This is a genomic window from Streptomyces sp. NPDC058373, assembly GCF_042723275.1.
GTDB lineage: Bacteria > Actinomycetota > Actinomycetes > Streptomycetales > Streptomycetaceae > Streptomyces.
Genome location: NZ_JBHXJE010000014.1, coordinates 12129 through 38012 on the forward strand (window position 1 = coordinate 12129; position 25884 = coordinate 38012).

Consider the following 25884-nt stretch of genomic DNA (forward strand, 5'->3'; position numbering starts at 1 on the left):
CTGCTCCCGAAAATGCCGCCAACGAGCAGCAAGGTGCGGCACCATCCGGTCCCGCGAACGTCCTGTGCCCGCGAACTGGGGACCCGCCTCTTGGTCCTGGTCGAGGGCATCGGGGCCGGGTCGCGCCGTGGGCGCAGGCCGCCCGACGCGTGGAGGCGCGAAAACTGTAGCGGCGTCCGAGCGCAGGTGCCCCAGAGCGCCCCCGGCCCGGCCCGAACGGGGCGGGAGCGTACGGCCGGTGTGCGGTGATCAGCGGAGGGGAACACCGGGGCCCAGCGGGATACCGAGGCCGTACCAGATCGCGAAGAACGCCGACCACGCGATCAGGATGGAGACGGCGGTCGGGACGGTGAAGGACATCAGGGTCCCGATTCCCGCGTCTTTTCGGTACTGCTGCACGAATCCCAGAGCGAGTACGAAGTAGGGGCTCATCGGTGTCACGGCATTGGTGACCGAGTCACCGATCATGAAGGCGACCTGGGCCGCCTCCGGCCTGATGCTCAGGTACATCATCATGGGCACCAGGATGGGGGCCAGGATCGCCCACATCGCCGAGCCGCTGGTGATGAGCATGTTCAGCAGGCATACGGCCAGCAGGACGGCGAGCAGTACCAGCAGGTGGGGGGCGTTCAGCGAGTGCAGGATTCCGGCGCCCTGGACGGTCAGCACGGCTCCGATACCTGTCCACTCGAAGTAGGCCAGGAACTGCGAAACGGCGAAGAAGAGCACGATGACCGGGGCGATTCTGCTCACCCCATCGGCCATGATCGTCGGCACGTGGGACAGCGAGGGCACGGTGCCCACGCACCGGCCGTAGACGAATCCCAGCAACGCGAACAGGAGGGCGATGAACACGCTGATGTTCACCACGACCACCGAATTCACGATGCTGCCGTTCTCACCGAGCAGCGGCGAGCCCGGCACCGACGCCAGGGCCACCACCAGGGCCGCGTAGAGGACGAAGACGCCGGCCGCCAGCTTCAGCGCACGCCGTTCCGTCGGCGTGAGGCTGATGGCCGGGGCGGCGGCCTGCTCGTCCGCGCTGCCGCCGGCGGCAGCGGCCGGGGCGTGGTCGCTCGGCGAGGGAGCGAATTCCGGCCGTCGGGCCAGGACGGTCTCGACCACCACCGTGATGACCACTGCCAGGAGCAGGGACGATGCGGCGGAGAAGAAGTACGTGGCCACGGGCGTGATCACGTAGTGGGGGTCGACGGTCTGCGCGGCCGTGGTCGCCAGGGAGGAGCGGATCGCGTCGGACGGCGTGACCAGGGGGCTGGCGTTGAATCCCGCTGACACTGCCACGTAGGCGACCATCACCCCGAGCACGGGGCTGCGGCCCGCCGCGCGGAAGGCCAGGGCTCCGAGGGGGATCATCACGAGGTACGCGGAGTCGCTCATGATGTGGGCGATCATCCCGCTGAAGGCGATCGCGAAGGTCACCCAGCGGCCGGGGAGCCGGACCACGGTGACCCGCAGGAGCACCTCGAGGAGGCCGCTCCTCTCGGCGACGCTGACTCCGAGCAGCATGACGAGGATGACCACGAGCGGCGGGAACGTGGCGAGGTTGTCCAGCGCGGAGCTCGCGGCGAACTCGACCCCGTCGAGCGAGAGCAGGCTCTTGACCGCGACATGGTCTCCCGACTCCGGCAGGGTGACGGAGACGTCGAGCAGGGCCAGCACGAGACTGACGACACTCAGCGCTCCGGCCAGGATCCAGAAGAGCCAGAACGGGTGAGGAAGCTTGTTCCCGGCACGCTCGATCGCGCCGATCACACGGAGCAGTCTGCCCATGCTGCTTTTGGTGGACGTGTCGCGGGTCTCTATGACTGACATGCCATCAGTCCTTCCGGGAAGGAAATCGCGGTGGGAGGCTTTCGCTACTGCTCGCCCATACTGGTGGCGTGCTGGTCCGTCTCGATGTCCGCGCGCCGTACGCCGGCGAAGCGTGTGGGCCGGAAGGCGCGGAGGAGTTCCTGTTCCTGGTCGGTGGTGATCTCGGTCGCGGCCAGGCGTCCCAGAACCGGCGCCAGGGTGATCCCGCTGTGCGAGATGAGGCAGTAGACGCGGGAGTGCGCGGAGGCGTAGCCCGCGACGGTGTGGCCGTCCGCGGGCAGTGACCGAAAGCCGACGCGCAGGTCGATCTCGGGCCGACTCGCGTCGGGCAGCAGTGCGGAGAACCGCCGAGCGAGGGTGCGCGCGATCTCCCCGTCCGCGGTCGGGGGGTCTGCCGGATCGACGTCGGCGTTCAGGTCGAGCGCCTGCAGGACGGCATGGCCGCCGGCAGCGGGGCGGAGGTTGAGGCCGGGACTGTGGACCACGCAGCGCAGGTCGAGTCCCGGGGAACTGGCGTACCCGAGCAGACCGACCGTCTGCGATCCACGACCGGTGTCCGTCACCATGGGAACGTCGATCCCGGCCTGTGCGGCGAGCCGTTCTGTCCAGCGGCCTGCCGCCAGGACGACTCGGTCGCCCGTGCAGACCTCGCCTCCGGCCAGGGTGACGGACACCCCGCCAGGCCCGTCGTCGACCGCCACGACCTCGCCGACCGCGCACTTGGCTCCATGCCGCTCGGCGTCGGCCAGCAGGTTGTTCACGAAGAGGTCCGGCAGGACGTATCCCTCGCTGGGGAAGTGCGCGAGGGACGTGATGGTCGCCGGAATCCGCAGGCCGCCCGCGATCCGCGTTGCTTCCTCAGGTGTGACCCAGCGCGTGGGGTAGCCGAGGGAGCGCAGTCGCTCCACGTTGCCGGCGAGCCACTGCTCGCTCGCGGCGTCCGCCCACTGCAGCGCCCCGCTGCGGAAGTACGAGGGCGCTCCGGGCAGTTGCCCGGCCAGCCTGGCGTGCTCCTCCATCCCCGCGAGGCCCAGCCGGTGGTAGTCCGGGTTGAGCTTGCGGTACGAGTTGGTCCAGGCGAAGGTGGTCGCGGTCGTGCCGGTGCCGGCTCCCCGCTGATCGAGCAGGAGAACCTCCTCGCCCGCGACGGCAAGCTGCCTCGCGACGCTTACGCCCAGTACACCGGCACCGATGATGATGACCTTCATTGTTGTGCGCGTTTCCTTTCTGGCAGCGGCACGCTGCTCATACGGCGGGGGCGGGAAGCTCCAGGAAGAACTCGGCGGTTCCCGGCCGGACCAGGGTCGTGACCACCTCGACGGTGCTGCCGTCATCGGCACGCAACTCCCTGCGCCTGATCAGCGCGGGCGTTCCGGTCTCGCAGTGCAGCAACAGGGCGTCGTCCTCGTCGAGGACCACCGGGTCGAGGTAGAGCCGGATCGAGTCGACCGGTACTCCTCTGCGCTGGAGGTACGGCAAGGTGACGAGCTCTTCGAGGTTCTCGTTCATCAGGTCGGGAGCGGCTGCGAAGAGGACGACGTGCCGCTCGACGGAGTGTGGCTCCTCGCGTACGTCCAGCTTGCGGCGGACCAGCTCCACCACGGCCGTGTCGGCGGAGGCACCGGGGAGGGGCAGGACGGCGTCGGCGGCTCTGACGATCCGCGCGGAGACGACTTCGTGCCTGCCCGGTACGCCCTTCGCGGCTGCCGCGGGGGTGACGAAGTTGAGCAGGTTGATCTGCCGCATCACATCCGCGACAAAGGTTCCGTGGCGCCGCCGCCGGATCGCCAGTCCCGCCTCGGCCAGGTCGTTCAGGACCCGTTGGGCCGTGGCCCGACTGACGCCGTACTGCGCGGAGAGGTCCATCTCCGTCGGCAGTCGCGCGCCGGGAGGCAGGGCCCCGGACCGGATCTTCGCTTCGATCCCTCGCCTGATCTGTACATAAAGTGGCACGGTCATGGGGAGACCGTACATTCAGTCAATTGACTGGTAAGGGTGGGCTGACCAGCCAGTTCTTCGGCGTCCGCGCCTTGCCGGCGGGGTGCTGTCCCCGCCCCCTCCCGTGCGGGTACTGAGCCACATCGCGGGCGCCCCCGGAACCGAGCCGACGACGGCGCGGGCGCGGGTGCCCATGGAGCCTTGTGGGACACCGACGACGGGTGACCGGACCCGCCACCGCCGATCCGCTGGGGCCACGACGGGTCCCGGCACAGCCGGCGCCGCACCGGCAGTGCGGATCATCTCTTTCAGCCGGTGGTCGGGTGCCAGGGAACTGGCCCCCTGCCTGATGCGCCATGTCGGCCTCCCGCCTGATCTGCACGGCCGGCAGCGCCGGCACCTCCAGACCGTACAATCGACCAATTGACCGGTCAATAGAGAGTTCGCCGGGGATCTGCTCAGCAGCCACCTTTCCGAGAGCCGCACGCACTCCCGAGCCGGCAGCCGGGCCTTCCTCTCCCGCTTCGACCGCCGGCGCACCGGCCCGAACGGCGTCGTCCGGGCCTTCCTCTCCCGCTTCGACCGCCGGCGCACCGGCCCGAACGGCGTCGTCCGGGCCTGGCACCGCGCGGACATCCCCTTCACCTCCGGCGACCTGGACACCGCGGCAACCTCGTCTGTGTCTGTGTCACGGCCCCCGACGGAGCCGTGACCCGCCACGGCTACAGGTCCAGGCCCAGGTCCACGCGCAGGTCGTCGGCCAGGGCGCCGGCGGAGGCGGCCCCGGCGCCCTCGGTCAGCAGGTGGTCGGCGACCCGGCGCACGGCGTCGCGGAAGCCGTCACCGGCGTACCGGGAGTCGGCGAGGACCGGGCGGGTTTCCATCGGCAGCACCAGGCGGACGGCACGGGCCCATACGCGACCGGCGTCCGCGCCGTCCGGTGCCGTGTCCGCGAAGGCGGCGTACGCCCGCGCCCACAGCCGTCGTGCGACGTTCGCGGCCACCGTGTCCGCTGTGTCCCCGCGGCCTGGCTGCCCTGCCAGCCTCACCCGGGCCAGGTCCAGCGGTGACAGCGCGCTTGCGGGCAGCAGGCCGTCGCCGCGCAGTTCCCGCTCGGTGCGCTGGCCGGCGGAGAGGGTGACGCCCGCGGCCTCCAGCTCGGCCGGCCCGACCGTCTCGCCCTCGGCGGGGCGCGGCAGGCCGGACGGCAGGTCCTCCGCGGTGAGCCGCTCGGCGAGCCACCGGAGTTCGGCGCCGGTCCTCGGGGCGGCCGGGCCGGGGGCGGCGTCGCCGGCGCCCGGCGTCTGCGGCACGGTGCCGAGGGCCCACAGCCGCGCCTCGGCGTCCTCCGCCCGGTCGCGGGCCGCCTCGATCACGGGCCGGGTGGCGCCCGTCCCGGTCGTCGCCCGGCCCTCCGCCTCGTCGAGCACGGCCTGGGCGTGCTCGTCGGGGAAGAGCCCGTCCCGTGCCACGTGCTCTCGCAGCTCGCGCTCGTCGAGCGGGTACACGTTCCAGTACCGGCCCCAGTTGTCGGTGTAGTCCAGGCGCGGGTCGTGGCCGGGGATGTCGTTCAGCGCCAACTGGGCGCCGCGCATGACCTCGTGGAAAGTGTGGTGGCCCACTCCGAGCGACAGGGCGGCCATCCCGGCCCGGATCAGGCCGAGGTCCAGGTCGAGGCCCCACTGGTCGCGCATCCGTCCGGCGTGCAGCATGAAGCGGTACGTCGACCCGGCGGTACCGGTCGCCACCAGGCCGCCGGTGTCCTCGGAGCGGCCCTGGAAGCCGGCGCTCATCGCGATGTCGTACACCGAGGTGGCCGGCATCCACGTCAGCCCGGCCCCGTCGACCGCGAACCGGCGCTCCGCCTCGCTCAGCGGCGGGAGGACGCTGTCCGGCCGGGTTCCGGTCACGACCGACCGCTGGAGTTCCGCGATCGCCGCCTCCTTCTCCTCGGCGGAGGAGTGCGACGCCTGGATCTCCGTGGCGCGGCTCAGGAACTCGGCGTAGATGTCCCGCTGCCGCCTGCTCGGCCGCTCGGCGGCGATCTCGGGGTGCTGCTCCTCGGCGCCGCCGAGCATCTGCGGCACGAGGTCGCTGGAGATCCCCTCGTAGAGGAACGCCACCAGTTCGCGCAGGTTGCCGCCGCGTACCACCCGCTGGAGCGCCTCGCGGGACGTGCCGACGACCCCGGCCTTGTACTTGCTGGTGTCGCCGAAGGTCGCCAGGTCCCGGGGGTGGTGCCGTCGGGCCATCGCCCAGGCGGCGCTCGCCATCTTGCGGAACTCGGCGGTCACCGCCTCGTGCTGGGCCAGGTACTCGCCCAGCCGCCGGTCGAAGTCGGCGGACTCCTCGGCGTAGCGGATGCGGGCCAGGACCCAGGGCGGCGCGTCGCTGTTGCGGCGCTCCGGACTCGGACGAGGGGTGCGGCGCGGCGAGCGTGAGCGCGCGCGCTCGGAGGGTGCCGCGGACTCCTCCGCCTCGGGCCCCGGGCCCACCGGCTCGGTCGCGGTGTCGGCGACGGGCTCGGGTGCGGCGGGCTCCTCGGGGCGGGGCGGTGCCGCGACGGGCGCGGTGCGCCCGGGCGTACCGGGCGGAACGGCGCGGTGGTCGTCGATCTCGACCGTCACCACCCGGCCCCGGGCCGGATCGGTGGCGCCGCGCGTCCGCCGGGCGGACAGGGTGAGGGGGAAGTCCCGTACGGCGACGGGCGTGCCGCTCGCCCCCCGCTGGGACTCGGCCAGGACCTGGCCGAGCCGGCGCGCGAGTGCCCGGCTCACCGCGTCGGCGCGCGTGCGTGCGACGGCCTGGGAGCGGTTGCCGTGCCCGGTGAGGGTGATCGCGGGCATCGGCAGCCCGTGGGCGCGGTTCCACAGGCCCGAGCGGGCCAGTGTCCGGGCCAGGGCGTCGATGGTGTCGTCGGCGCCGGTGAGGGTGTGCTGCTCCTCGGCGAAGTGGAGGGTGAGCTGGTCGGCGCGGAGGGTGTGGCCGTGCAGCACGACGGTCGTCAGCGGGTTGGCCACCGCGGGTGACCGCTCGGACAGCAGCTCCGCGTTGGCCTCGTGCGCCGACTCACCCGGCCGCTTGCTGTAGGCCCGGAAGAACCACAGGTCCTTGTCGTCGGCGAGGGGCGCGGCCTCCCGGACGGCTTCCCTGGCACGGCTGCGGGCGTCGGCCACCTCGCGCAGCGCCAGCGCGTGCTCGGGCCGGTCCTCGTCGAAGTACCAGGGCATCTGCTCGGCCCGGTGGACGTCGGCGAGGGCTCTGGCCGCCCGGGCGAAACTCTCCAGGCGGTCGGCCGGCTCCTCGTCCGCGCCGCCGCGCCGCGCCTCGCCCGCGCGCCGCTCGGCGGTGGCGGCGAGTCCGGCGAGTTCGTCCTCGCCGTAGCGGTCGAGGTTCTCGTCGACGATGTCGTCGAGGACGGGGGTGGGGAGGCCGGTCCGGGAGTGCGTCTCGTTCTCCAGCGTGATCTGGTGCGTGCCGTCCTCACTGGCCAGCACGGCCTGTGCGAGGTGGTACGGGGCGTGCGGGCCGACCCGGTCGCCGGGCTTGGCGTGGTTGTGCGTGAAGAGCTGGGCGCCGCTGTCGTTGGTCGTGCTGACGGACTGGATCAGGTAGCCCTCGCCGACCTCGGCCCACGCGTACTCGTTGACGCCCAGGCGCCGGGCGGCGGCGGCCAGCGGGGCGCGCAGCGTGTTCTCCGGTGTGGGACGCAGGGCGCGGCCGTAGCGCTCGCCGGGGGTGGGGGCGCCCACCACGCCGCCGGTGAACCGGGGGTCGCGGCCGGCCCGGCGGGCCGCCCAGCCCGGAGTGAGGGCACCGGCGGTCCGCGTGTCCTCGGCGGCTTCCGCCAGTGCCTCGGCGAGGTGGTGGGTACCGGTGACCTCCCGGCCGTGCAGCGCGTTCACCTCCACCGTGGCGGCCTCACCGCCGGGGCCGCGGAAGGCGAGGTGGGACAGGGGCGCAGGCCGCGCTCCGGCCACCATCCGGGCGAAGTCCCGGGTGAAGGCGTGCTCGGAGGCGCCGGAGCCGGTCAGGAACTCGGGCTCGACCCGCAGCAGGGGCTCGCCGTAGGCACCGTCCTCGCCCGGCAGCAGGATTCCGGACGACTCGTCGGCCTTCAGCCGTACTCCGGCTCCGGCCGCGGCGAGCCGGGCCGAGGAGCGGGCGATCGCCGCGCGGGTGGCGTACACCGCTCGTCCCCGGCCCGCGGTGCCGTCCTGGGGGGCGAGCATGGCCAGGGTGCGGTCCTCGGAGATGTGCAGCGGCGGCCGGTCGGCCAGGCGGACGGTGCCCTGGTCCTGACGCGGCAGGACCAGCGCGGGCAGACCGGTGCCGGGCACGACCTCCCCGACGGAGGGCGGGAGCGGGCCGGTGGGCCAGGTGCCGGTGCCGCGTTTGTCGATGACGCCGTAGTCGCGGGTGATCAGCGGCCGGGGGCGGCGTGCCTCGATCTGCCGTTCGCGGACGGCCTCGTCGGCCAGGCGGTCGAAGTCGGCGTCGCCCTCGCTGCTGGACCGGTCGTCGTCACTCTCCGGTTCGGACGCGCTGTCCGGCTCGTCGGCGTCGGCGGCGCCGGGCAGACCGCCCTCCGGGGGCGGCTCGGCCGAGGCCCAGCCCGCGCCGGTGCCGCCGTCGCCCACGTCCAGCAGGAGATGGCGGGTCCCGGCCGTGGGACGGGTGACCACGTCGACCGGCGCCTCGGGGTACCAGACGCGGCGGCCGGTCGTGCCGGCGACCAGGGAGGCGACGCCCGCGGCGTACTGGTGCGGCAGCGCCAGCACGATGTCCGCGCCCCGGGGCCGCCGGGAGTCGTACGAGATGAGCATGGCCAGTTCCTCGGGGTCGCGCACCCGGAAGGTGCGTCCGGGGAAGGCGATCTCGACGGAGCGGTCGCCCGCCCGGGCGACGATCAGGTACGGGTTGCGCCACGGGGCGGGCCGGGGCACGACCCGGCCCCTGCCGCGCACGGCGTACGAGGCGAGCTCGGGCGCGGGCCGCCGGTCGCCGGTGAAGTCGCGGCCGACGGTGTCGCCGTCCTCGTCGCGCAGCAGCGTGCCCTCGTCCAGCGCGCCGCGCCCGGTCTCGATCTGCCGTTCGACGAAGTACCGGGCGAGGTCGTCGGTGCTCGCCAGGTCGTCCGATGAGGCGTCGAGCGCGAGGGAGCCGAGGAGGCGGAAGTCGGCGGAGCCCGGCCGGGCGCCGCCCGCCATGTGCAGGACCCGCCGGGTCACGCGGCCGAGCGCGTGCGGCAGCGCCTGCGGACCCGGTCGTGCCCCGGCCTCGGTGCGGACGAGGTCGTACAGCGCCTCGGACGTCTCCAGGAGCCGGACGCGCGGGACGTCCGAGCGCCGAGGGCCGAACACGGTGTCCAGCCAGCCGGGCGCGGTCCAGGGCGCGGGCTCCCGCTCCGTGTCCGAGTCGTCGGAGGAGTCGGACTCGTCGGACACCTCCGCCACGGGCGACAGGTCGCGTCCGCCGGGCAGCGGGGGCGGCACCGCGCCGTCCGGGCCGGTGCCGGCGGAGGCCGCCGGGAGTGACACCGGGTCGAGCCACACGGGCTCCCGGCGCTCGGGCGTCGCGCCGCCGCGCGCCTCGTCCCAGGTGGTTCCCTGCGGGGCGATGTGCGGCACGACGTCCTGGACGGCGGCGGCCCACAGGTGGAGGTGGCGCGGGCGCAGCCCGCCCTGCGCCAGGCCCTCGGGAGCCTGCTCCCAGAACGAGCCGAGCAGGCTGCCGGGCGCGTGCAGGCGCCGGGGGTTGCTCGCGTCGCGTGTCTCGTCGCGCAGGGCCAGCTGGTGCGCCAGCTCGTGCGCGTACTCCGCCGGGTCGGCGTCGGCCCACCACGCCCGCTGGTCCATCGGCCGGTCGCGGCCGACCAGATCGACCGTCAGGTGGGGGCCCTCGTCCGGCCGCACCCGCTCCACGGTGACGTGCAGCAGATCGCCTCCGGGGAGCCGGTGCCCGGGGCGGTTGAAGAACTCCGTGACGCCCTCGCGCACCCGCGCCAGGACGGTGTCCGGATCGTGCTCCCCGTCCCCCTCGCGGAAGGCGAGACGCACGGTCAGGTCGGTGACGGTGTGCCCGTCGTGGGTGAAGCGCCGGACGTCGAAGGCGCCGCGCACCACGCGGCGCGGCCGGTCGTCCAGGCGGGCGCGGGGCGGCTCCTGGCGCCCGGTGTGCGGGAGGGCGGTCACCGCCGCTCCGGGCGCCCGGAGCGGGATGCGCAGGGCCTGGTCGCCGTCGTCCGGCACCACGTAGAGGGCCTCGGCGTCGGCGGCCAGGTGGTGGGGCGCGCCGTCCGGGTCCAGGTCGGCGATGAGCGGGGCGAGGGTGTCGATGTTGGCCACGCGGCCGATCCAGCCGCTGTCGCCGCGCAGGAGCACACCGGTCGGCTCGTGGACGAAGTCGTCCCCGAACCGCGTCCAGCCGTCCGCCGGGATCTCCTCCCCGTCGGGCAGCCGGACCCGCCCGCCGGCCGAGATCTCGTACCGGAAGGGCTCCGAGCGGGACTCGGCGGGGCGGGTGTACGTGAACCAGGGCCCGGCCGCCGGACCGCCGTCCGGGGTGAGAGGGGCCTTGCCCTTGGCCCGCACGCCCGCCGGGGGGTCCTGCGGGGTCCGTGCGGGCGCCTGCGAGGCGGGCACCACGGAGCCGGGGTGGACGCCGCCGTACCGGGGGCCCGCCACGGTGACCGGGCGGCCGACCGCCCACTGCTCCGCCAGCGGGTCGAGGCCGTCCTCGCGGGAGCCGCCGCGCAGCCCGCGGGTGGCGGTCCGCCGCGGCCCGCCCCGGTGGTCGTCGACCGTGACCTCCAGGGCGGTGGTGCCCGAACTCCCGGTGGAGGAGCGGCGGCCTCGCACCGAGACCGCTTCGACGGTGAACCGGTCCTCGGTCAGGTGCGGCCCCGGGGTGCCGTCCTGGTACTCCACGAGGGCGGCGGCCAGTTCGCGCCGGAAGGAGGCCGCGACCGCCTCGGCCCGCGCCTTGGTGAGGTCCCGGCCGACCAGGCGCGCGCCGCGCGGGCCGCTGACGGTGGTGGCGGGCAGCGGCAGCCCGTTGGCGGCGTTCCACAGCCCGGTCCTCGCCACCACCTTGGCCAGATGCCGCAGGGCGTGCGTGGCCGACTCGGGGGTCTCCTGGTCGTCCTTGGCGAAGGTGACGGAGACCGGCAGCGCCTGCTGGCCGCGGACCACGACGGCGGTGAGCGGATTGGCCTCCGCGGAGGGCCTGTCGTGCAGCAGCTCCGCGTTGGTGTCGTGCGCCGACTCCCCCTGCCGCCGGGAGTACATGCGCAGGTACCACTGGTCCTTGCCCGGGATGACGGGTTCCAGGTCCGCCAGCCGCTGGGCGGCGGCGCGGGTGGCACCCTCCAGGGCACGCTGGGCGGCGGCCCGCTCCGGCGAACCGGCGGGTGTCGTGTGCGTCTCGGTCTGGGCCTGCTTCGCCCGGATCAGGGCGTAGGCGAGGTTCAGGTGGCCCCGCAGCTCCTTCAGGTCGTCGCCGGTGGAGTCCGCCTCGCGCCGCTCGGTCTCCGCGCGGAGCCGGGCGGCGATCTCGCGGAGTTCGTCCAGGTCGTGGCTGCGCAGGTTCTGCTCGACCGCCCTGCGGTGGCGGTGGGCGCGGACCGAGGCGCGGGCGTGGTTCTCCAGGGAGATCTGGTGGGTGCCGTCCTCGCTGGCCAGGACGACGGTGGCGAAGTGGTAGCCGAAGTGCGCGCCGGAGGCGGCGGACGCGGGCTTGGCGTAGTTGCGCTCCAGGCTCGGCCCGCCCTGGGCGCCGGGCGCCGCGACGGACTGGACGACGTACCCCTCGCCGATGTCGGCCCAGGCGTGCTCGTTGACGCCGATCCGGCGGGCCGCCTCGGAGAGGGCGTCGCGGCGCGGGTCGGCGTCCTGGGCCAGGCTGAGGGCGCTGCCGTAGGCGCGGCCGGGCAGGGGACCGCCGTCGCCGCCCGCCGGCCGGTCGTCCCGGCGGACGTGCGAGGCCGCCCACGCCGGGTCGGCCTGCTCCGGCGGCGTCCCGCCGTCGGCGACCTCGGCGAGGGCGTCGGCGAGGAAGTGGGTGCCGGTGACCTCGGCCCCGTCCGATGCGTTGGCCGGCGCCGTGACGGGCTGTCCGCCCTCGGCCGGGCGGAACACCAGGTGCGAGGTGCGGGAGGTGCCCGCCAGCATGTCGGCGAAGTCCCGGCAGACCTCCTCCGTGGACCGGCCGGAGCGGGTCAGGAAGACGGGGGTCACGCGGTACAGCCGCCGGGCGCCCCCGTCGGGGGTGGGCAGCACGACGCTCAGCAACTCGTCGATGCTCAGCCGCACCGCGAGGCCCGCGCGCGCGAGCCGGGCCGAGGCGCCGCTGACCGCCTGCGGCGTGGCGAAGACCTGCTGGCCGTAGGCCCCGTCCTCGACGGCGAGGGTCCGGTCGGCGGAGATCCGCAGGGCGGGCCGCTCCGTGACGAGGGTCTGGTGGTACTCCTGCCGGGACATGGCGAGTTCCGGGGCGTCCTCGGTGCCCTCCAGCGCGCGCGGGGTCCGCCAGGCCCCTCCGTACCCGCCGGGCCTGGTGAACAGCACGCCCTCGCCCGCGAGGTCCGTGACGCCGTAGTGCGTGGTGGTCAGCGGGTCCGGACGGCGTGCCTGGACGGGGGAGCCGGGCTCGGGGTCGTGCGTGTAGAGGCCGAGGAGGTCGTCGAGGACGGTGTCGGTCTCCTGGTCGGGCCGGGCGGAGTTCCACACCGTGCCGGTGCCCTCGGGGACGGGGCCGAGCGTGACGCGCTCGCCGCCGGTCCGCCAGTCCGTGGAAGGACGCGGGGCGTGCTCGGAGAACCAGACGCGGGCGCCGGTCAGTTCGGCGACGTGCCGGGCCAGGGAGGCGATGTCCTCGTGCGGGAAGGCGAGGACCACGTCGGCTCCGGGGCGGCGCGCGGGGTCCCGTGCGACCAGCCGGGCGAACTCCGCGGCGTCCACGGTGATCCGCCCCCGGCGGGTCTGGAGCAGCAGGCCCTCCCCGTGCTCCTGCGCGAGTACGGCGTACGGCTTCGACCAGGGGGCGGGCCAGGCACTCAGGTGCCCGTCCCCGCCCTCCACCGCGTAGGTGTCGAGGGGCGGGACCTGAGCGCCGGTACCGGTCCAGTTGCGTACGGCGTCGTCGCCGCGCACCAGCCGGCTGTCCCGGCCCAGGGCCGCGTCGTGGCGGCTCAGGAAGGCGACGAGGGCGTCCGCGTCGGTCAGATCCGCCGGTGCCGCGCTGAGCGCGAGCGACCCGAGGAACAGGAAGTGGCGGTCCTCGACCGGGGTGTTCCGGGGCAGCCCCAGCACCCTGCGGGCCAGGTCCCGGGAGGCGTCGAGCGGACCGGTGGCCGTGCCCGGCGTCCCGGCGGGGGCGAGCGCGAGTTCACGCAGCGCCATCGCGGTGCCGAGCAGCATGGCGGGTTCGTGGTCGGCGCGGAGAGCGGGGGCGAAGAGCAGGTCGAGCCATGCCTCCGGGGTGGGCTCCGGCTCCCGTCCCCCGCCCTCGGCCTCGTCGTCGGACACGTCACTGTCCGAGGTGTCGCTGCCGGAGGTGTCGGTGAACCGGAAACGCCGCAGCGCCTCGCTCTGCGGGAGCGGGCCGCGCGCGGGGCCGCTCCCGTCCCGCCCACCCGAGAGCGTGCTCAGCTCGTACGCCTCCTCCCCCGGCAGGCCCGGCGGCTCGGCGGTGTCGCCGGGCGGCGGCGCGGGCGGGGAAGGGAGCGGCGGAGCGGTGGCGGGGAGGGGGGCGGCGGAACGGTGGCCGCCGTCCTCCGGTCGCGGTGGCCGCTTCCCCGTCGCCGGGGGTGGTGTCGTTCCCGGCGACGGGGCCGGGGTGCGCGGGAGCAGCGGGACGAAGTCGCCGCCCCGGCGGCGGAGCCGGATCTCGGCGCCGGACGGACCGGCCGGGCCGGGGTAGGTGTGGGTGGTGCCGTTCTCCTCGACGAGCGTGACGGTGGTCCCGGTCGCGGCGGCGGCCCACTCGGCGAGCGCGCGGTCGGCCCCCGGCCCCCAGGGGGCCTCGGCCAGGTGTCGCCGCAAGTGGCCCTCCAGCGCCTCGGCGCTCGGCGTGGGGGCGCCGCGCCGAGGGGTGAACGGCGGGGGCGCGAAGAGCGCGTCCCGCTCGGCCGGAGTCCCCGGCAGGCCGTTCAGCCGCATCAGCAGGGCGGGGGACGAACCGGCGCGCAGACGCAGTCGGCCTGCCTCGTGCCGGTCCGTGCCCGGCCGGTCGGCCGCGGCGCGCAGGGCGGTGGAGAGGGCACCGAAGAAGCCGTTGCCGCGGCCGGTCGGCGTGCCCTGGGTGTAGGTGGCGCCGTCGGGGGCGGTGAGGACGCCGTCCTTGCCGAGCCGGTGGCGCGGGCCGTCGCCGTCGGCGGGCGGCAGCCAGGGCGCGGTGGGGTGGCTCCGGTGGACGGGCGGCTTCCCCGTCCCCTCCGCCGTGGCGGCTGTGCTCCCGGCGGTCGCCGGGGCGGGCAGTGCGGTGGCGACCGGGGCCGGGGTGCCCGGCGGCAGGGCCGCGTGGAAGAAGCCGTCGGCGAGGAACAGCACCGGGTCGGCTGCCGGGTCCACCGCGGCCGGGTCGCCGCCGTGCGGCAGGAAGAGCTGGTCGCGTCCCTCGCCGGTGACCACGGTCAGCGGCGTGCCGAGGACCCGGGCGGCGAGGGCGGGCAGCAGGTCGGCGCCCCCGTGGTCGCCCGCGCGGCGCGCGGGAGCCCCGGTGCCCGGCGGCTGCCCGGTCCCGGCCGCGACCGGCTCGTCCGCGAACGGGCGGGAGAGCGCGGCGACCGCCAGCGCCGCCCGCTGCCCCGGGGTCGGCCAGAGGGTCGTCGGAAGGCGGCCGAGTGCGTCGAACTCGGCCTGCTGCGCCGGGGTCAGGACCACACCGGCGGCGTCCAGTTCGTCCTGGGTGAAGGAGTCGGCGGCGTCGAGGGCCAGGGCGTCCAGCAGGTCCTCGTTCCCGTCCTCGCCCAGCGCCCAGGCGAGGCGGTCGCGGGCCGCGCCGACGGCCTCGGCGGTCACCGCCGGGTCGCCGGGTGCGGCGGCGAACCGGGCCGCGAGGCCGGTGCCGAGCAACTGGGGCAGCCTGCCGCGCACCTGGGCCACGGCGAGCAGGGCGTGGAAGAACGACGCCCCGTCGTGCGGCACGGCGTGCGCCTCGCGCGCGGTGGCCCCGTCGGGCGAGGTGAGAGTGAGCGGGGCCGGTCCTGAGGCGTCGGTGACCGTGTACGGCTCGGGCGCCCGGGAGCGCCAGGCGGGTGCGGTGTACTCCTGCGGCAGGTCCCGTAGGGGGACGGCGGACGAGCCCTGGTGGTGGGCGGTGAGGCGGGAGGCCGCCAGGTGCAGCCGATGGTGGTCCGCGGCGGCGGCGTCCGTGCGCTGCCGCCAGGTGCGGGCCTCGTCGCGGGCGGCCTGCCAGGCGATGACGCCCGGTGCGGCGGCGAGGTCCCGGGGCAGCACCGTCGCCGTCCGGGGATCGTCGTCACCGAGCGCCGCGCGCTCCCGCGGGCCGAGCGCGAGCCAGCTCTCGCGGGCCCGGGCGCGGGCGTCGTAGTACTCCTTCTCGGCCGTGGCGAGATCGGCGGCGGCCTGGGCCATGGCGTCCCAGGCCGCGGCGGCCTCGTCGGGGAAGGTGGTGTCGTCCAGCAGCCCGTGGTCGCGGGCGAGGTCCTCGCGCAGCCAGATCAGTGCGGTGGTCCTGGCCTCGGCGGCGCGCGGTCCCCGCCGGGCCTTGCCGAGGGCGCTGAACGGGCGGCTGTCGGTGATCCGGTGGTCCGCCTCGGCCACCGCCAGCCAGGTCACGGGCACCGCGAAGAGCATGCTGCGGTCCGTGACGACCTTGACGTGGGTGCCGAGGGTGGTGTCGGCGGCGCCCTTGAGCGCCGTGGAGTCGTTGGCGCCCCCGACCGGGAGGGCGACGCCCGGGTTGGTCAGGCCCGCGTTGCTGGTGCCGGCGAGCGGCGCGGTGCCCGCGGCCGCCTCGGTGTTGTCGGTGATGCCCGCCTCGAACGCGTCGGAGCTCTTGGACCGCCGCATGGCCTCCATACGGGGCTTGCTCTCCACGGCGAGCAGGCGGGCGCCGTCGCGGTGCATCTTGGCGTAGAGGCGGGCGTCGGCGGTGTGGGACTGGCCGAACAGGCGGGCGGACGCCTGGGTCGGCAGCCGGGACCCGTCCGGGCCGAGGGCCTCGCGGAAGCCGGCCGTCAGGCCGCCCTGCGAGGTGGCCTCCTCCTGGGCCTGGGCGGGGGCGGTGCCCAGTGCGGTGAGCGGGGTGTGGCGGGCCGTGTGGACACGTGCGGCGAGGGCGTCGCCGGAGAGCGTGCTGCCGAGGCCGCTGTCGCCGAGGCCGTCGGCGCGGGCGGTGGCGAGGGTCAGCGCGTCGTGGACGGCGGCGGCGCCGCGGATGTCCACGGCGAGGACGCCGGAGCCGACGCGGTCGTCGAAGGGCAGGACTCCGGAGCCGGAGCCGCCCGTGCCGTCGTCGGAGTTCCGCCAGTCGGCGATCGCGTCGGGGAGCGCCTGGGGGGCGGTCAGCAGGCGTACGGCCCGCTCGGGCCCGGGCACGTCCTGGGCGGTGAGCGCGCCGTCGTCGCCGGTCCCCACGGGGGTGAACAGCCCGGCGGGGGCGAACTCGTTGAGCGTGCCGACCTGGGCGACGGCACGCGGCGGGAGCGGGTCACCGGCCGCGTCGGTCATGGTGACGGTCAGCAGGTAGCTGGTGACGACCTCCATGTGCGCCTGCGTCGTGGCGATGTTGGGCATCGCGGTGCTGCCGTCGGTCTCGGTGCGGTTGCCCGACCGCTGCTCGGCCGCCGTGCCCTGGAGCGAGGGGTTGGCGGAGAGCACGCCGTTGTCCGGCGTCCGCTCCCCCGCGCTCAGGGTGACGTCGGCACCCCGGTCCTGGGTGGCGCTGCGGGCGTCGTCGCGGGCGATGCTCCGGTAGTCCTCCAGTTCGAACCCGGTCCGCAGCCGCTCCACCCGCGTGGTGACGGGGGTCAGCTTGAACCGGAGCTGTCCGGGACTGCCCCCGGTCGGCAGCCGGTGCGGGCTGGACCAGGCGCGGTGGCGGACGGGCAGGCTCATCCCGTCGGTGGTCAGCTCGTGCAGGTGGGCGCGGAGGAAGTCGGGCGAGAGCCGTTGCAGGGCCTGCTCCCGGTCGTGCGAGGGCACCCCGGCCTTCTCCAGGCGCCGCATGAGCTGCGGCGCCGCGCCGCTCGCGTCGAGCTGCCCACTGGGGTGGGTGAGGAAGCGGCGACCGCGCAGGAAGGCCGGTACGCGGTAGCCGCCGCCGAGGTTGCGGGGTGTGCCGGTGCCGAGCCCGTCCGGGGCGAGCCCGGCCTCGATGGCGTCCTGGAGGGGCAGGTGGAACATCACCGCGTCGCGGACGCGGTGGAGCGCGGCGGCCGCGCCGCGCGGGGCCAGGCCGCGCCCGAGGCGCGTGGACAGCCGTCCCGCGGTGGCCGAGAGGCGGTTCCCGGCACGGGTGCCGACCGCGCCCATCGCGGCCGTCCAGCGGTCCCGCACGGCGACCGTCTCCGCCGCGTCGGCCACCACCAGGTACATCCGCCCGGCGAAGGTCAGCGTGGTGTTGCGCCCCCTGGTGAGGGCCTGCGAGACGCCGCGGCCCCTCCCCCAGGCGTACTGGAGCGCCGTCGAGTAGGCCCCGGAGACCGGCGCCGCGCCGGGCGCCTGCTGGAGGTGGGTGGTGGTGCCCTGGAGGCCGAGCGTGGTGCGCGAGACGGTGCTCGAACTGCCGACGACGCGGTGCTCGTTGCCGACGGTGCTCTCCAGGCTGGCCGCCTTCGGGTCGCTCTTGACCCGGAAGTTGTCCAGCTCGCCGCGGATCACGGCCTTCAGGTAGTGCGCGCGGAGCGGCCCGGCGCCGTTGAGGCCGGTGATCCGCGACCCGAACGGGCCGAGGTACTGGCCGAGCTGACCGGCCACGGCGAGGTTGGCCATCGCCCGGCGCAAGGCGGTGCGTACGGGCGCGCCTGGTGCGGTGACGTGCCAGGAGGGGCCGGCGCGCTCGGCGGTCTCCTGCATGAGCTGCCGGCGCTGGGGGCCGCCCTCGGTGCTGAGCACCGCGTGCGGGGCGCTCAGCAGCCGCAGCGCGGTCCGCCGGTCGGCCGCGTCGGCCCGGGGCAGCGGGCGCACACCGTCGACGAGCTGGTCGGCCTCGGCGGCGGACAGGTGGCGGGGCGGCACGGCGGCGGGCGGTGCCGCGGGCTCGGCGGGGGCATGGTGCCCGGACCCGTGGGCGGCGGGAACCGCCAGCTCCACCCGGCCCACGGTCTCGGTGCCCCGGCTGAACAGCGGGCGTTCCTCGACCTTGCTGACGAAGACCCCCGCGCCGAGCGAGCCGAGCGACAGCAGCCGGGCCCAGCCGCGCGGCCTGCGGTGGCCCTCGAAGGAGGCGCCCAGTTCCACCTGGTAGCTGTAGAGGTCGGCGCCGTTCTGGGCCGTCAGGTGGTCGTGGACGACCGTGACCGTGCTCCGGCCGGCCTTCTGGTACGTGCGGGCGTGGCGGGCGCCGACGGAGATGTTGCCGATGCGGCGGGGCAGGTCGGGGCCGGGCACGGTGTCGTGGTCGCGGGGCGAGATGCCCGCCTCGACCCCGGCGGAGTAGGTGGCGGCCTCCTGCTGCCCCTGTCCTGAGAACTCGTTGCCGACGACGGCGTTGCGCAGGGAGCGTTCGCTCAGAGTGGTCTCGAAGCGGCGGTCGGTCAGCCGCGCCCGGAGGGTCAGCGTGTGGTGGCCGCGGCGGACCTTGCCGTCCTCGGTGAGGGTGACCGGGACGCCGGTGGTGGCCAGCTCGTCGAGGCTCTGGGTGAGGGTCGGCCGGTTCAGGGCCTCCCGCACCTGCCGGTCGTTGTGCAGCGCGGTCCGCAGTCGCCCCTCGCCGTACCACAGCCGGGACAGCCGGGGGTGGCGCAGCATCGCCGGGGGCACGAACAACGACGGGTACGAGCGGTGCAGCGTGTCCAGGACGGAGTCCGTGAAGACCCGCACCGGGTCCTGTGGCGGGGTGCCGTCCTGCGCGGCGGGTGGCGGCGGGGGCACCGGGGTGGTCCGGGGCGCGGCGGCGGGCGGCGGTGCCTGGGGGCGGTCGGGCGGGCGGAAGCCCTCCGCGCGCACCTGGCCGCCCAGGTGCCGGGGGTCCTCCCGGGTGAGGTACCACGGCACCGGCGGCTCGGCGTCCGGGTGGGGCCCGGTGCGGCCGGGTGTGCGGCTGTCCCAGCCGGCCAGCCGGCGGGCGTCCTGAGTGGAGATCCAGTCCAGGCTGACCACCCGGACCGGCCGGGCGGCGGACGCCGGTTCACCGGCCTTGCGGACCATCAGGGTCCGCTCCACCTGGTAGAGCGCCACCGGATGGTTGCGCACCCGGCCGGTGACCTTCCGCGCCGCGTCGGTGCCCAGGTGGTGGCTGCGCCCGGCGGCGAGGTCCGTGCGGATCAGCGGGCCGCCCTGGAGCCGTACGTCGGTCTCCGGTCCGGGGAGGGTGTGGTTCGGCCCCGAGGTGACCTGGAGGCCGAACCGGGTCTCGCGGACGTGGCCGCGCTGGTTCTGGTAGGTGGTCTGGGTCAGTTCGCGGACCTCGACCTTGGCGGACTCGGTGACCAGGGTGGCGCGGTGCGGCACGGACCGCTCCAGCACCAGGTGCCCCAGAGGGTGCTGGCCGCTTCCCCGGGTCAGCTCGGGACCGCTGACCGGCCCGGTGAGCCGTCCGAAGATCCCGAGCAGGCGGCCGGGCCGGACGTACGAGACGAGGGTGCGGTGCGCCGAACTACCGGGCCGGGCGGCCGAGAGGGCCAGCGCCACATCCTCCGGCGGGTCCGCCAGGTACAGGCCCGTGGAGTCGAGCATCCGGGGCTCCCGGCCGTCCGGGAAGACGAGGGTCTCGGGCGCCCTGCGGGGTCCGGTGAACGGCACGGTGAAGTCGTCGGGAAGCCGCCAGCTCAGCCCGTCCCGCATGCCGAACTCCGCGGTGTGCACCCGCGTCCGCCGCCAGTTCGGACCGGCGGCGGGCGGCGCGGTCCCGGTGGCGGGCGGAGCCTCGGTGACCCGCTCCACCCGCACCCGGTAGTGGACGTCGTCCAGGTGGAGGTGCGAGCCCTCGTGGCCGCGGTGTTCGCCCTGGTGGAACGCCGACGTGCCCTGGGTGTAGTCGGTCCGGCGGGTCCACCCCACGGAGGCGGCGATCTTCAGCAGCCAGCTCAGCGGCGGCCCCATGCTCAGACCGGCTCCGATCCGGCGCCCGAAGCCAACGCTGCGCCCGCCGCCCGTGCCGGCCTGCCCGCGCCGCATCGTGTCCACCCGGACCGTGCCGCCGTCCACGTCGGAGAAGCGCTCCCAGCGGTGGTACGGCACGGCCTCGACCGTCATCTCCAGGCCGACCCCGGACTTCTCCCTGCCCACGAGGCGGGCGCCGCGCGGCGAGGTGAAGGCGGCGGCCTGATCGGTGAGCAGCCGCAGCAGTTCCGCCTCGTCGAACCGGTCGCGCAGCCCCGTCGGCAGCTTGTCGAGGATCTCCCGGGCCGCCACTTCCGGCGAGCGCAGCGTCAGGACGCCGGGCCCGGCGAGCAGTCCGCCGGTCGCGTCCGCCGCCTCCGTGTCCGGCGCGGTGTCGCGCGGGCCGGCCCCCGGCCGGATGAGGGCGGCGGGCAGCCTGCTGCCGTCCTCGAAGGTGACCGTCCGGGGCGCCGGACCCGGCGGGCGGGCGTCCTCGCCGGTCAGCAGCCGGGCGGGGCGGTGCCGCTCCAGCTGGGTCTCCAGCGGTACCACGTCCCCCCGGTCGGGCGCCGCCGGAGCGTCCAGGTCGGTGATCCGGTCCATGCCGCGCAGCCACTCCCCGAACGGGTCGGAGCCGTCCGGGTCCTGGGGGCCGGTCGACGTTGCGGGCGGGTCGGGAACGGGCGGCGGTGACGGCGCGGGGGCCGGTACGAGGGCGTCGTAGTGGTCGGTGCCGTTGTACGTCAGGTGCAGGGTGCCGCCGGTGCCGCCCGGGTGGACCGCGGTGACCAGGACGTCCCCCGTCCCCGTCGGGTCGGGCCGTACCAGGCGCAGGTCGAGGTCGAGGGTGTGCGCGAGCGCGTCCGGGAGCAGGTCGGCGAAGGGGGAGGACCACAGGCCGGGGTGCTCCGCGGCGGCGGCGAGCAGTCCGCGGCCCCCGAGCCGCCGGGCGTCGGCGGGCGTGGGCGCCACCTGGGCCAGGTGCGGGTAGTCGCTGTCGGCGAGGAGCTGCCGCCAGCGGTCCGGGTCGGAGTCGGCGACCACCTGCCGCGCGAGAGTGTTCCACCGCTCGGTGACGCGGCGCCGCGTGTCCGCGTCAGCCACCCCGGCCAGGGCGCGGACGCGCAGGTCGTCCACGACGGTCGCCACCGGGTCCGCCACCAGGGCGTCCGCGGCGGCACCCAGTTCGGAGCCGGCGACCCGGTCCCGCACCAGCGTGCGCAGCCCGTCGACGCTCCGCGCGGCCCAGGCGGGCGGCACCTCTTGGCCGCGCGCGCTGTCGAGCACCGACCGGAAGAGGCAGTTCCCGTCGCCCCTGGCGGGCACGCGGAGGAAGGTGGTGCCGTCCGCGCGGACCAGGCCGGCCGGGCCGGGCGTCGGCCCGGGGCCGCTGAACAGGGCCGGGTCCTCGGCGAGGCTCGGCGGGCCGCTCGGCCCGGACACCAGACCGGGCCTGCGCCGGGCGAGTTCGGCGAGGTCCTCGGGGCCGAGCGCCAGGTCGGACAGCGGCAGCAAAGCGTCCGACAGTGTCCAGGCGACCTGTGCCGAGGACGCGTAGGAGAGTCCGCGTACGTCCTCCTGGGAGACCAGGGCGGTGGGGGGCGGGGTGGGCGGAGGCGGGGGCAGCAGGGTGTCGAGGGTGGTGTCGGGTCCGGCGGCGGCGCGTGCCTCGGCCGCCGCGTGCAGGAAGGCGGCGTACTGCGCGGTGGTGGGCTCGGTGGCGGTGGGTCCTGTGGTGGCGGCGTGCCAGTCGGTGACCATCCGGCGCAGCAGCTCCGGGGTCATCCGGCCGTCGCCGTACCGGGCCGCGCCGTGCGAGGAGCGCCAGCGCGCCGTGTCCACGTGGGCGAGTCCGGCGAGCAGCCCCGCGTTCTCCGGGCGCTGTTCGGCGTCCGGGCCGAGGGCCTCGCGCAAGGTGCGGATCTGCTGGAGGGTGCGGGTCCGGGCGAAGGCGTCGGCCGGGCCGGGGCCCGCGTGGAGACCGGCGTCGCGCGCCGCCTGGTCCAGGTCCGCACCCTGGGGCTCAGGGGTGAACAGCCGCCACCGGCCCGGGCCGCCCTCCCCCTCGGTAAGCACCGCGCGGACCTCACCGTGCCGGTCCCTGGCCGTGCCGACCTCGGTGGTCGGGGCGTGGACGGGCCGCCCGGTCCGGTTCGCCACGTGCTGGGCCACCGGCAGGCCCGCGATCCTCGGCGGGCGTCCGGTCTCGCAGGAGAACAGCACCAGCGGCCGGCCCTCGTCGCCGTCTGCGGCCCAGGACTTGAGCACCTCGCCGAGCTGCACGCCGCTGACCCGCACGGCGGGCCGGGCGGAGTCCTCGGTCCCGAGCGTGACGGTACGGGGCGTGCCGTGCCCCACGAAGTAGTCGGCGCCCCGCTCGGTGCCCGCCCCCGGCAGCGGTGTCGCCGGACCGGTGAAGACGGTACGGGGGACGGGCGGCGACGCCTCCGCGGCGGTGGCGCCGGAGGCGGGGGCCGCCGCCGACTCCGTCCGGACGCCGCGGAAGGAGTCCTGGCCGAGCAGCGCCCGGCGGCCCAGGTCGCGCGCCGTGCCGTCCTCGGCCGGGTCCTGCGAGACGGTGAGCGTCCGTACGGCCACGCCCGGCCGGGGCTGCACGGCCGGGTCGGGAGCCCAACGCCGCACCTGGTCGAGAGGTACGGCGTGGCCGTCCAGGGTGAGGACGGTCCGCTCACTGCGGGGGCGGCCCGTCCTGTCTCCGTCACCGTCGGTGGGCCCGACGCCGTCGGCGGGGCGTACGACGACGCGGGGTGGCGGGGTGGCGGCAGCGGTGCCGGTGGTGCTGCCGTTGGTGCCGTCGGGCCCGCCCGACTCCAGATGCGGATCGGTGGCCGGTTCGTCGTCGCGTCGCGGCGGGAGGCCGGGTTCCGCCTCGGGCGTCTGCCTGGAAGGTCCGGTGTCCTGGACCGTGCCGCCACCGTTCACGGGGGCTGTCGTCGGCGGCAGCTCGTAGGTGGTGCCCTGGCTCCGGGGGTTGCCGGAGTCCGGGGAGGGCGCAGGGGTGTCCGTGTCGGTGGCGGCGGCGCTCTCGGTGGCGGGGCGGGCGTCCGGGACCGCGCCGAGGGCGTCGGCGAGCGGCAGCAGCACGTCCGCGTCGGGGAAAGCGTTCTCCGGCGCGGTGGCCGTGCCCGGGGTGGACGACGCGGCGGGCGTGGGCGCGGGGCTCGCGAGGGGCCGGGCCTTGACCGGGGCGTCGGGCGACTCGCGCGTCAGCTCGGCGGCCGCGCGTGCCGGTCGTCCCGCGCTGTCGGGCGTGCCCTGCGGACCGAGCACCACCGCCCGGTCGGTCCCGGCGCGGTCCAGCATCGCCGCGGCCTCCGGTGAGCCCGCCGCGGGCAAAGGCCCCGTGGACATCACGACGGTGAGCGGCGGCGCCTGACGCCCGGCGGGGCCCTCGGGGGTCTTCACGACCTCCCCGGAGACGTCGGCGCCACCGTCCGGACCGACCGTGCCCACGGCCCCGCCCCGAACCCCGGTGGCGCCGTCGGAGCCGAACACGCTGCCGAGGTCGCCGGGGACATCGGTACCGCCGTGCGAGCCGGTCGTGACGGGCCGCGGCGGAGACGCGAGGTCGTCGGTGGCCGCAGGGGTGAGGGACCGCTCCCCGGGCGAGGCGTCCGGGGAGACCTGTGCCCCGTCCCTCGGTGCCAGGGGGCCGGAGCCCGCCGGCACCTGCCCGGTGGGGCCTGCGGGCGCCGTGCCGTTCTGCGTGGGGAACGTACCCGCCGGTCGGCCGCCCGTACCGGGGCCGGAGTTGGGGCCCGCGCCCGTACCGGAACCGGAGTTCATACCCGTTCCGCTACCGGCGCCGGAGTTCGCAGCGACGCCCGTACCGGAATGCGTCCCCGTGCCGGTGTTCGCCCCCGCGCCGGTGGCGCCGAGGCCCGCGCCCGTCCCGGGGGCGGTGTCGCTCTGCTCGCCCTTGCCGGGCGCCCGCGCCGTCCCGTCGGCGACGTCCGTCTGCGGGCCGGCTTCGCGTCCGGTCCCCGGGCCGGGGTGAGGCGCGGTCGCCGTACCCGGTCCCGCGGCGAGGCCGGGGCCCGTCGGGTTCCCGGCGAGATGGTCCGCGGGGGCCGTGGCGGGCCTGTCCACCGTGACCGGTGTGCCGAGGTTCTCCAGCGCCCGTCGGACCTGCTCGGCGTCGACGTCCTGAGCCGGGCCCGCTTCCGGCACGAGGCGGATCTCGGGCACCTGCGACAGTGAACTGTGCAGACCTCCGCGGACACCGGCCTCCTGGGCGCCGGGCGGCGGGGTGCCGCGCAGGGCGGCGAGGTCGCGCAGGGCCTGCTCGCGGACTTCGGCGGGACCGGCGTGGACCTGCTGCCACAGCTCGCTCTCCGGGAAGGCGGCGGGCAGCGGGCCCGGCGTGACGGGCAGCGGGGTGTACGGCGGGCTCAGCGGGGTGTACGGCGGCGGGGCCGACGTGTGAGGCGTGGAGGTGCCGCTGGTGTACGGCGGGGGCGGGCCGAGCGTGGCGGCACCTGGCGTGCCGGCGGAGCCGGGCGCGCGGGCCCCGTCGCCGGTACCGCCGCCGGACTCCGTGCGGAGCCCGGTGTCGGTGCCGGGAGCGGTGGTGCCGGTGGTACCAGAGCCGTCGCGCGGCTGGGTGCCGGCGGTGCCGGTGGGCGGCGGGAACCGCAACTGGTCGATGGTGTGCCGCAGTTCGGCCCCGCTGTTCACGGCGGTGCTGCTGAGGGTGGCCTCGACCTGGCTGCTCAGCCCCGCGCCGACGAAGGTGGACCAGCTCGTCGACCAGTCCCCCTCGAAGGCTCCCTTGATGACGATCTCCGCGGCCGACTCCCCGAGACCGGCGGCGAGGAAGCCGGTCGTCCCCTTGAGCGTGTAGTGCCCGGCCAACGCGCCGGGCCGGTCGGCGTTGTGGCGCAGTAGTTGGCTGTTGCGCCACAGGGCCGGGTTGTTCCGGAAGGAGAGCGGGTCGTCGCGGAAGGTGACGGGCGGTTTGCGCGTGGCGTTCGGGCCGCCTCCCCACGGCGTGGGATCGAGGCCGTTGAGCGGGGTGTCGCGGTGCGGGGGCGGGGTCGGGACGGGGGCCGGCTTGGCGTTGGGGGCGGGGTGGTTGAGGTCGATGTCAGGGTTGTTCCGCCAGGTGGGCGGATTCTTGAAGTCGAGGTCCGGGCCGTTCTTCAGGAAGTTCTTGTCGAAGCTCCGGACGATGTTGCGGGCGAAGTCGTCGAGGATGCTGGTGAACAGACCGGCGGCGGCGCCGAACGCGGCGTCCTTGAGGATCTGGCTCCAGTCGAAACCATCGGGACGGCGGCCGTCGGGCGCGAAGTTCATCATGGCCAGCCGCACCGCGAAGGTGGTGAACGCCTCGGAGAACGCCTCGGTCAGCGAGGGCGCGATGTGCAGCCGCTGCAGCAGGTGGGTGAGCGTGGTCAGGATGAAGAACCGGCTGCGCAGCTTGGCCATCATGATCTGGCTCGCGGAGGCGCCGCCGGTGAAGAACGACATCGCCAGGTAGAGGGCGATCTCGATGAGCAGCCTGATGACCTCGGCGATCACCTGCCACTTGGACTCCATGATGTCCATGGAGGTCTTGCGCCTGCCTTCGGCGATCTTGTCCAGCTGCTCGGAGAACTCCCGCAGGTAGTTGCGGCCGCCGTCGTCGATGAGCGTGCCCATCGCCTTGCTGTACGCCTTCGCGAGGTCGTCGGGCATGGAAGCGGCGATGTCGTGCACCGACTTGTCGATCAGCGAGGACATCCGGTCGAGCTTGCGGCCCAGCCCGGAGTAGGGCCGCCGGCTCTCGTACGCGAGATCCTCGTCGGCGTCGATGAGCCGTTCCCCGGTGAGGATGAAGATCATCGCGTTGACCTCGGGCGAGGGCATGATGCTCATCGGCGGC

Annotated in this window: 4 protein-coding genes and 1 pseudogene; 1 reads left to right on the top strand and 4 read right to left on the bottom strand. The window is 75.6% G+C overall.

The genetic code is table 11. The features are described from left to right. Positions 1-249: 249 nt before the first annotated feature. From ACFWMZ_RS11495 to ACFWMZ_RS11505, 3 genes are read right to left on the bottom strand one after another with little or no spacing between them, the layout of a single operon-like run. Positions 250-1833 (bottom strand): AbgT family transporter, encoded by a 1584-nt coding sequence (locus tag ACFWMZ_RS11495; RefSeq protein ID WP_383200983.1) that lies wholly within the window; start codon positions 1831-1833, stop codon positions 250-252. 44 nt (positions 1834-1877) lie between these two features. Continuing rightward, a complete protein-coding gene (locus ACFWMZ_RS11500; protein ID WP_383177765.1) occupies positions 1878-3041 on the bottom strand; it encodes an NAD(P)/FAD-dependent oxidoreductase in 1164 nt (387 codons plus the stop codon). Between the two features lie 37 nt (positions 3042-3078). Beyond that, a complete protein-coding gene (locus ACFWMZ_RS11505) occupies positions 3079-3792 on the bottom strand; it encodes a GntR family transcriptional regulator (RefSeq protein WP_383200986.1) in 714 nt (237 codons plus the stop codon). 427 nt (positions 3793-4219) lie between these two features. Between ACFWMZ_RS11505 and ACFWMZ_RS11510 the strand changes: the two are divergent. Further along, positions 4220-4432: pseudogene (locus ACFWMZ_RS11510) on the top strand (carboxylesterase/lipase family protein); the annotation flags it as partial. A gap of 61 nt (positions 4433-4493) precedes the next feature. On the opposite strand, the gene ACFWMZ_RS11515 reads toward ACFWMZ_RS11510, so the two are convergent. Then, positions 4494-25877: a hypothetical protein gene (locus ACFWMZ_RS11515; protein WP_383200989.1), complete on the bottom strand. Its 21384-nt coding sequence runs from the start codon at positions 25875-25877 to the stop codon at positions 4494-4496. Between the last annotated feature and the right edge of the window lie 7 nt (positions 25878-25884).

Excerpts from the sequence above, each read along its gene's own strand:
- ACFWMZ_RS11505 (WP_383200986.1), bottom strand. The coding sequence starts at position 3,792 with ATGACCGTGCCACTTTATGTACAGATCAGGCGAGGGATCGAAGCGAAG.
- ACFWMZ_RS11500 (WP_383177765.1), bottom strand. The coding sequence starts at position 3,041 with ATGAAGGTCATCATCATCGGTGCCGGTGTACTGGGCGTAAGCGTCGCG.
- ACFWMZ_RS11515 (WP_383200989.1), bottom strand. The coding sequence starts at position 25,877 with ATGAGCATCATGCCCTCGCCCGAGGTCAACGCGATGATCTTCATCCTC.
- ACFWMZ_RS11495 (WP_383200983.1), bottom strand. The coding sequence starts at position 1,833 with ATGTCAGTCATAGAGACCCGCGACACGTCCACCAAAAGCAGCATGGGC.